The organism is Kitasatospora sp. NPDC092948 (assembly GCF_044754805.1).
Classification (GTDB): domain Bacteria; phylum Actinomycetota; class Actinomycetes; order Streptomycetales; family Streptomycetaceae; genus Kitasatospora.
In genome coordinates this window covers 469,219-478,337 of the sequence record NZ_JBIVPU010000006.1, presented here as the reverse complement: position 1 = coordinate 478,337, position 9,119 = coordinate 469,219, and the positions used below count along the sequence as shown (strand labels likewise).

Below are 9,119 nucleotides of genomic sequence, written 5' to 3'. Positions count from 1 at the left end.
GTCGGGCGGGGGTGTCCTCGTTCGGGATCAGTGGCACCAATGCTCATGTGATTCTCGAACAGGCGCCGGAGGAACCGGAAGTGACGGCGAGCCGGTCGGCGGATGTGGTTCCGCTGCTGCTCTCCGCCAAGACTCCCACCGCACTGCGGGCGCAGGCCGATGCGTTGCTCACCCACCTCGACGACCACCCGGTCGAGCTCCTCGACCTCGGGTACACGCTGGCCCGCCGCGCCCGCTTCGACCAGCGGGCCGTGGCCCACGTGGCCGACCTGGCGCAGGCCCGCGAGGCCTTGACCGCTGTTCGGGACGCTGCTCGTCATCCTGCGGTGCGGGTCGGCCGGGCGCGGGGTGGGCAGGGGCTGGCCGTGCTCTTCTCCGGGCAGGGTAGTCAGCGCCTCGGCATGGGGGTCGAACTTCTGCGCGAGTCGGCCGAGTTCGCCCGCGCGTTCGACGAAGTGGCCGGCGTGCTCGACCCACTGATCGGAATCGGCCTGCGAGACTTGGTCGGGCGCGATGCGGCGGCACTGCGGGAGACTCGGTACGCCCAGCCGGCTCTGTTCGCCGTCGAGACCGCCCTCTACCGGCTGGCCGAGTTCCACGGAGTCCGTCCGGGCTTTCTGATAGGCCACTCGATCGGTGAGGTCGCCGCTGCGCACGTGGCCGGCGTCCTGGATCTGCCCGATGCCTGCGCCCTGGTGGCCGCGCGCGGCAGGTTGATGCAGTCCGCCCCCGCGGGCGGTGGCATGGCTGCCTTCGCGGCCGACGAGGCCGAGGGCGCCGGGCTGGTCGCCGCCGCGGACGGCGCCGTCGAGTTGGCCGCTGTCAATGGGCCCACGTCGATCGTGCTGGCCGGCGCGGCCGACGCACTCGACCGGTTGGTGGCGAACTGGAAAGCGCAGGGACGCAAGGCCACCCGGCTGCGAGTCAGCCACGCCTTCCACTCCACGCGAATGGAACCGGTGCTGGCCGACTTCCGTGAGGCCATTGCCGAACTCACTTTCGCCGAGCCCGTGGTGCCGGTGATCTCCTCGGTCACGGGTGCGATGGCAGAGCCCGGCGAGCTTGCCACCCCGGAGTACTGGGTGGAGCAGATCCGTCGACCCGTCCGCTTCCTGGACGCCCTGCGGGCGGCGAATCGCCTGGGGGTGACGAGGTTTGTCGAGGCCGGGCCGGACGGATCGCTCGCCGCGCTGGTCGACACCGATCCGTCGGAGGACACGGGGATCGCTGCGCCGGTCGCGGTCGCACTGCTTCGCCCCGGACGTCCGGAGGTCGAGACCGTTCGATCGGCGCTGGCCGAACTGCATGTTGCCGGGGTACCGGTGGACTTCGGGCAGGGCGTCGCCGACGGTCAGGCGGTGGACCTGCCGGTGTATCCCTTCGAGACCCGGCGTTACTGGCTGCAGGACGCACCGCAGCCGCCCCGGATCCACTCGGCGGCTGCCCTGGGGGTCGCAGAGTCCCCCCATCCGCTGCTACCGGCAGCGCTGGAACTGCCGGACGGCGTCCGGCTGTTCACCGGAACGCTGACAACGGAAGGGCAGCCCTGGTTGGCCGATCACCGGATCGACGGCCGGGTGCTGCTGCCCGCCGCCGTGCTGACCGAGCTGGCGTTGGCCGCCGGCGCTGCGGCAGGTCGGGCGCACGTGCGCGAGCTGCTGATCAGCGCGCCGCTGGAGATCCACGGGGGCACCGGGACGACCGTCCAGCTGCTGGTGACCGACGACGGCGGGCTGGTGGTCCGGGCCCGTACGGCCGCGGGAGACTGGCAGACCCATGCGACCGGGCAGCTCGAAGCCGCGTCCGGCGACGGAGACAGCGATACGCCGCTCACCGAACCGCAGCACTGGGAGGAGCTGTTCGACGGTGACGGGCCGGCGGGGGCGTATCGGCGGCTGGCTGCCGCCGGCTACGGCTACGGGTCGGCTTTCCAAGGCCTGCAAAGCGCCCGGCAGGCCGGCAGCGAGCTGGAGGCCGAGATCGAGGTGCCGATCGCAGGCGACGCGGACCGCTACGGTGTCCATCCGGCGCTGCTCGACGCCGCTCTGCATGCGATGGTGCTGCACGGTCTCCAGCGGGGCGGCCCCCGCCTGGTGCCGTACGCGCTGGAAGGGGTGCGGCTGCATCGGCCGCACGCCACTCGGCTGCGGGCCCGGCTGTACCAGGTGGGGGACCAGGCCTACCGGGTCGAGTTGAGCGATCCGGCCGGCCGCGCCGTCCTGACCGTGGAGCGGTTGCGGTTGCGGGCACTGCCGTCGGGGGCCGCGCTGCACCGGCTGGAGTGGCGGGCGGTTCCGACCCCTGAGGCGGACGGCACGGTGGCCGAGCAGGTGGAACTGCTCCGCGTCGGTACCACTGACCCGTACCACGCGGCCGAGCTGGCCCGCGCTGCGGTCCAGGCCAGGTTGGCGGCGTCCGATGCGGCGGGCCTGCTGGCCTTCGTGACCGATGCGGGTCGGACCGCCGACCCGCATGCCGAGCCCGCTTCCGCCGCCCTGTGGGGACTGGTGCGCGCCGCGCAGAAGGAGAATCCAGGACGGTTCGGCCTGGTCCATGCAGACCGTGCGATCGCGGACGAGCTGCTCGCAACGGTGGCACTGGCCCACCCCCAGGCGGTGCTGACCGGTGCCGAGCTTCGGGTGCCGCATGCGGTGCGACTGCCCGCGGATGTCCCGGGTGAGCCCGCGGAATCACGACCCGAAGGTGAGCCCGGCATCCGATGGCCTCGCAGTGCCGACGGCGGCACCGTGCTGATCACCGGTGGTACCGGAGCCCTCGGCAGGTTGACGGCCCGTCGGTTGGTGTCCCGTCATGGGGTGCGCAATATCGTGCTGGTGAGTCGGCGCGGGCCGCGGCACCCGGATGCGGCCGCGGCAGTGGCCGAACTGGCCGCGCTGGGCGCCCACGCCGAGGTGCGGGCCTGCGACCTCGCCGACCGGGCTGCCGTGGCGGCCCTGATCGCAGGGCTGACCGCCCCACTCTCCGCAGTGGTCCATGCCGCGGGGATCGCGCAGGACACCGTCGTCGAGCGCCTCACCGCCGATTCGCTGCGGCAGACCCTGGACGCCAAGACCCGGGCCGCCGTGCACCTGGACGAGCTGACTGCCGGGCTCGAGCTTGATGCCTTCGTGCTCTACGGCTCGGTGGCCGGTGTGTTCGGAACCGCCGGGCAGGCCGCCTACTGCGCCGCGAACGCCTCGCTCGAAGGGATCGCGCGGCGTCGCCGGACGATGGGGCGGCCGGCGCTCGTGCTGCACTGGGGACTGTGGGCCCTGCGTACCGGCCTGGCCGCCGCACTCGGCGAGCGTGATCTGGCCCGGCTCGACCGGGCCGGCATTCGGCCGATGGCCGAGGCCGACGGGCTGGCCCTGCTCGACCGGGCGCTCCGGCTGGACAGCGTGGCCCTGATTGCCGCCCACCTGGTCCACGTCGAGCCGGAGCACCGTGCCGCGGTCCACACCGCGCGAGAGGTTTCCGCTCGGCCGGTCCGGACGCCCCGGCCGGGCGCAGACCCGGTGCGGATCGTGCTGGAGGCCGTGGCCGAGGTGCTCGGCCACCCGGCCGGCACGGTACTCGACGCGGAACTGGCCTTCACCGATCTCGGCATCGATTCGCTCACCGCCGTCGAGCTGCGCAATCGGCTCAATTCCGCGCTCGGCCTGCGACTGCCGAGCGCGGTGGTCTTCGACCATCCCAACCCTGTCGCTCTCGCCGAATTCGTGGCCGCTCAACTGGAACTCCCGCCCGCGCAACTCGAACGACCCGAGCCCACATCGCCGTTCCGAGCAGCATTGGGGACTCGGGACAGGGACGTGGCCGACGACCCGATCGCCATCGTCGGCATGGCCTGTCGCTTCCCTGGCGGAGTCCGCACCCCCGACGAGTTCTGGCAGCTGCTCGCCGACGGCGTCGACGCGATCACCGAGTTCCCGACCGATCGAGGCTGGGATCCCGACCTGTTCCACCCCGACCCGACCCACCCCGGCACCTCTGCCACCCGGTTCGGCGGATTCCTGCACGATGCCGCCGAGTTCGACCCGGCCTTCTTCGGTATCAGTCCGCGCGAGGCGCTCGCCGTCGACCCGCAGCAGCGTCTGCTGCTGGAGACCGCCTGGGAGGCGGTCGAGAGTTCGGGCATCGACCCGACCACCCTCCGCGGCAGCGACGCGGGCGTCTTCGTCGGCGTGATGTACGCCGACTATGGCGCCAGGTTGCACCAGCACCCGGGCAGTGCACGGGAGTTGGAGGGATACCTGGTCAGCGGCAGTGCGGGAAGCGTCGCCTCCGGCCGGATCGCCTACACCCTCGGGCTACAGGGCCCGGCGGTAACGGTGGACACCGCGTGCTCCTCCTCGCTGGTCGCGCTGCACCAGGCGGCCCAGGCGCTTCGATCGGGCGAATGCTCGCTCGCCCTGGTCGGCGGGGCGACGGTAATGGCCAGCCCCGCCACCTTCGTGGAGTTCAGTCGGCAGCAGGGACTGGCGGCCGACGGCCGCTGCAAGCCCTTCGCCGATACGGCCGACGGCACCGCCTGGGGCGAGGGCGTGGGCCTGCTGCTGGTGGAGCGGCTCTCCGACGCCCGTCGCCGCGGGCACCAGGTGCTGGCGGTGGTCCGGGGCTCGGCCGTCAACCAGGACGGCGCGAGCAACGGGCTCACCGCGCCGAACGGCCCCGCTCAGCAGCGAGTGATCCAACGCGCCCTCGACAACGCCGAATTGACTGCCGCCCAGGTGGACGTGCTGCAGGCCCATGGAACCGGCACCCGACTCGGCGACCCGATCGAGGCGGGGGCGGTGCTGAGCGTCTACGGCGCTGCGCGCGGCGCGGACGATCCGCTGCTGATGGGTTCGGTGAAGTCCAACATCGGCCACACCCAGGCCGCCGCCGGAGTAGCCGGGATCATGGCGATGGTGCAGGCGATGCGGCACGGCGTGGTGCCCGGCACCCTGCACCTGGACCGGCCCTCGCAGCAGGTGGACTGGTCGGCCGGGACCGTGGCGGTGCCGACCGGCCCGACTCCGTGGCCCAGCCGTCCGGGACCGCGGCGGGCCGCCGTCTCCTCGTTCGGGATCAGCGGCACCAACGCCCACGTCATCCTGGAGGGCGTCACCGAGCCGGAAGTGCGGCCCGCGGCCGCCCCGGCCGGCCATCCCGTCCCCTGGCTGCTCAGCGCTCGTACACCCGAGGCGCTGCGTGAACAGGCTGCCAAGTTGCGCGAGTTCGTGAGCGGTCCCGGGGCCTCGGAGACCGATGTCGACCTGGCGTACTCGCTCGCCACGACCCGCACGGCGTTCGAGCACCGGGCGATGGTGGTCGGCCGCGACCGGGGCGAACTGCTGGCCGGGCTGCGCGTGCTGGCCGAGGGCGGCCGACCGGAGCCGGGTGGCTTCCCGATCGTGGTGACCGGGAGCGCGGTACGCGGCGAGACGGCAGTGCTGTTCACCGGGCAGGGCAGCCAGCGGATCGGTATGGGCAGCGCACTGCATGCGGCGTTCCCGGTGTACGCGAGGGCGTTCGACGAGATCGCGGAACTGTTCGCCGACCGGGAAGGATTGGACCTGCCCGCCCTGTTGCAGGGCACGGGCGGCGAACTCGACCGGACCAGGCATGCCCAGGCAGCGCTGTTCGCCGTGGAGGTGGCACTGTTCCGCCTGCTGGAGTCCTGGGGGCTGCCGGGAGGTCCGGTCGCCGGACACTCGATCGGGGAGTTGGCGGCGGCTCACCTGGCCCAAGCGCTGAGTCTGCCGGACGCGGTCGCACTGGTGGGCATCCGCGGTCGGCTGATGGGCCGGCTGCCGGACGGCGGCGCCATGGTGGCTGTCCAGGCCGACCCGGAAACGGTGGCATCGACCGCGACCCGCCTCGCTGTGACGGTGGACATCGCGGCCATCAACACCCCTGGTTCGGTCGTGGTCTCCGGTGCCGCCGAACCGGTTGCCGCACTGACGGCCGCCCTGACCGCCGATGGTCGGCGCACCCGGCCGCTCAAGGTCAGCCATGCCTTCCACTCTGCGCTGATGGAGCCGGTGCTGCCCGGATTTCGCAGTGAGGTCGACGAACTGAAGCTCGGTGAAGGATCGTTGACCAGGACCGTGGTGTCCACGCTGACCGGCCGGGAGGCCTCGGCAGCCGCGTTGAGCTCCGCCGACCACTGGAGCGGGCAACTTCGTGGGACGGTCCGCTTCTCGGATGCCGTCCAGCGGTTGCGCGAGCTGGGTGCGGCCCGGCTCCTGGAGATCGGTCCGGACGCGGCGCTCACCGCGCTGGTCGAGCAGAGCGAACTCGGCCCGCAGACCGTTGCCCTGGCGACACTGGACCGGCGCCGCGACGACATCGAGGCGCTCTGGCGGTTCTTCGCCCAGGCGCAGATCGCCGGAGTCGACTGGGACTGGCGGTCCGTGCTCGGCGACGACGCGCGTACCGTGCCGCTGCCGACGTACGCCTTCGTGCACGAGCGCCTCTGGCTGCTGCCACCGCTGCCGGAGCAGCAGACCTACGCCGACGGCCTCGGGGCCGAGGCGCCCGGTCATCCGCTGCTCGCCGCGGCGGTGGTCGACCCGGACGGCGTCCATGCCGGCTACACCGGCGTGCTGTCGCACCGGAGGCTGCCCTGGCTGGCGGACCATGCTCTGCACGGCACCCCCGTCCTGCCCGCCGCCGCGCTGGTGGACCTCCTGGGTTGGCTCGCGGATCGGCACGGTCGACCGGGAATCATCGAGATCTCCCTGCTCGCGCCAGTGGTGATCGCCGATCGCCAGGAACTGCGGCTACGGGTCACGGTGACCGGTTCGACCGTCCGGGTGCATGCCGCCCCGGCGGGGGAGCCGTGGGTCCTGCACGCCGAAGCCCAGCTGGCCGAGCCGGGAGCCCCGCTCCCGCAGGCCGAGTTGTCACCGGAGCGCCCGGCCGACGCCCTCCCGGTTCCCCTGGACGGCGTCTACCGGGCGCTGGCGGAACGCGGCTACGACTACGGACCGGCGTTCCGGGGGCTGCGGGCGCTCTGGCGTACCGGGACCGACACGCTGTATGCGGAAGTGGACACCGCGGACCGGCTCGCCGTCGGACTGCTGGACGCCGCCCTGCACGCCTGGCCCGCTGCCGCGCTAGGACGGCCGGAGGCGGAACGCGACGGGATCGAGGTACCGGCGAGCTGGCACGGCATCACCGTGCATCGGGCGCCGACCGGAGCGCTCCGGGTGCGGATGACGCGGACCGGCGAGGCGGTGTTCGCCCTGGCGGTCACCGATGTCACCGGTGCCGCGGTCCTCACCGTCGAGGAGGTTCGGCTGCGCCCGCTGGACCGGACGGGGCTGGACAGTGCCGGTTCAGGGAGGCTTTACACCGTGGCTTGGGAGGCGGTCCGGCCGGAGGAAGCGGCGGCCTGCGAGGGCGTCGCCGTGGTCGCCCTGGACCACGGCGACGTCCGGGCCGACCTGCGAGAGGCCCGCCGTCTGCTGTTGGCGGCGCCGGAGCAGGACCACCTGGTGCTGGTGACCACCGGCGCGGTGGCTGCCTGCCCCGCGGACGGGCTGCCCGGCGTCGACCAGGCGGCACTGTGGGGCCTGGTCCGCACCGCCCAGCAGGAGTTCCCGGGCCGGGTGAGCGTGATCGACACCGACGGCTCGGCCGAATCCGAGGCCCGACTCCGCGGCCTGGCCGGGACGCGGCCGGGACAGCTGGCCCTGCGCCAGGGCCAGGCCTACCGCCCGCGCCTCGCGCCGGTCGCATCCGGTACGGCCGGCGTCGACCCCGGTCTGCGGGAGCGGCTGGCCGTCGGGACGGTACTGGTCACCGGTGCCGGCGGTGCGCTCGGCTCCGCCGTGGCACGGCACCTGGCCCATGAGTACCGGGTGCGGCGTTTGTTGCTGGTGAGTCGGCGCGGCGACGCGGATCCGGCGTTGCGGGCGCTCGCCGCGGAGCTGGCCGATCACACCGAGGTCCGGACCGCCGCCTGCGACCTGGCCGACGGCGCTGCCGTCCGGGATCTGATCGCGGCGGAGACCGTGACCGGGATTGCGCTCAGCGGTGTGGTCCACGCTGCCGGTGTGCTGGACGACGCCGTACTGGCGAACATGACGGATGATCAAGTCGATCGGGTGCTGAAGCCGAAGGTCGATGCGGCCCGCCACCTCCACGAGCTGCTCGGCGGTCAGGAGCTCGCGGTCTTCGTGCTCTTCTCGTCCATCGCCGGTGTCCTCGGCAACGCGGGACAGGGGGCGTACGCGGCCGCCAATGCCTACCTCGACGCGCTGGCAGCCCACCGCCGTGCCGCCGGGCTGCCGGGTACGTCGCTGGCCTGGGGGCTGTGGGAGTCCGCTGCCGAGGGAGTCGGGATGGGCGGTGGACTCGCAGGGTCGGCCGCGGCCAGGATCGAACGCCTCGGCATCCGACCGCTCACCGAGGCTGCCGGACTGGAGCTGTTCGACCAGGCGTTGTCACTCGGCCCGGACCACGCGCTGCTGGTGCCGGCCCGGCTGGACCGGTCGGCCCTGGCCCGACGCGACGGCGAACTGCCGCAGCTGCTCGCGGACTTGGTGCCGAATCGGCCGAGCGCTGCAGAGGCCGGGCCGATCCCGGCCGCGTCGACCACCCGGACGCTGGCCGAGCGCCTGGCCGGACTCGACCCGGTCGCCACCGAGGAGGCCGCAGCCGCGTTGGTTCGGGGGGCGGTGGCCGAGGTGCTGGGGCTGGCCCCCGGAAGCAGCCTGCCGGAGGACCGAGGGCTGTTCGACCTCGGATTGGATTCCCTGACCGCGATCGAGCTGCGCAACCGGCTCGGTGCCGAACTCGCCGAACGCCTCCCGACCACTGTGCTGTTCGACCGTCCCACGGTTCGGGCGCTCACCGGCCTGGTCATGGAGCGGCTGGCTGCCGCTCGGCCGGCCTTCGACCGGGCGGTGTTCGGCGGCTGGGTCGCGGCGGCGGCCGACTTGCCGGGCGACGACGGTCGGCGAGCCGAGATGCGCCGAGCGCTGGAGGCCGCCATCGCGCGCTTGTCGGACGGCAGGGACGAACCCGTCCCCGTCGTCGGCGATCCGGCCTTTGGAATGGATTCAGTCTCCGATGATGAGCTGTTCGGGTTGCTGGACCGGGAACTCGGCGATTGAGCCCCCCACCGC

The 9,119-nt window shown here is 73.0% G+C and carries 1 protein-coding gene; it reads left to right on the top strand.

The window, feature by feature from the left end; translation table 11 throughout:
- Positions 1-11 precede the first annotated feature (11 nt).
- Positions 12-9,107 carry an SDR family NAD(P)-dependent oxidoreductase gene (locus tag ACIQF6_RS21435; protein ID WP_400897261.1) on the top strand — a complete coding sequence of 3,032 codons (9,096 nt, stop codon included), beginning with the start codon at positions 12-14 and terminating at the stop codon, positions 9,105-9,107.
- Positions 9,108-9,119: the final 12 nt, after the last annotated feature.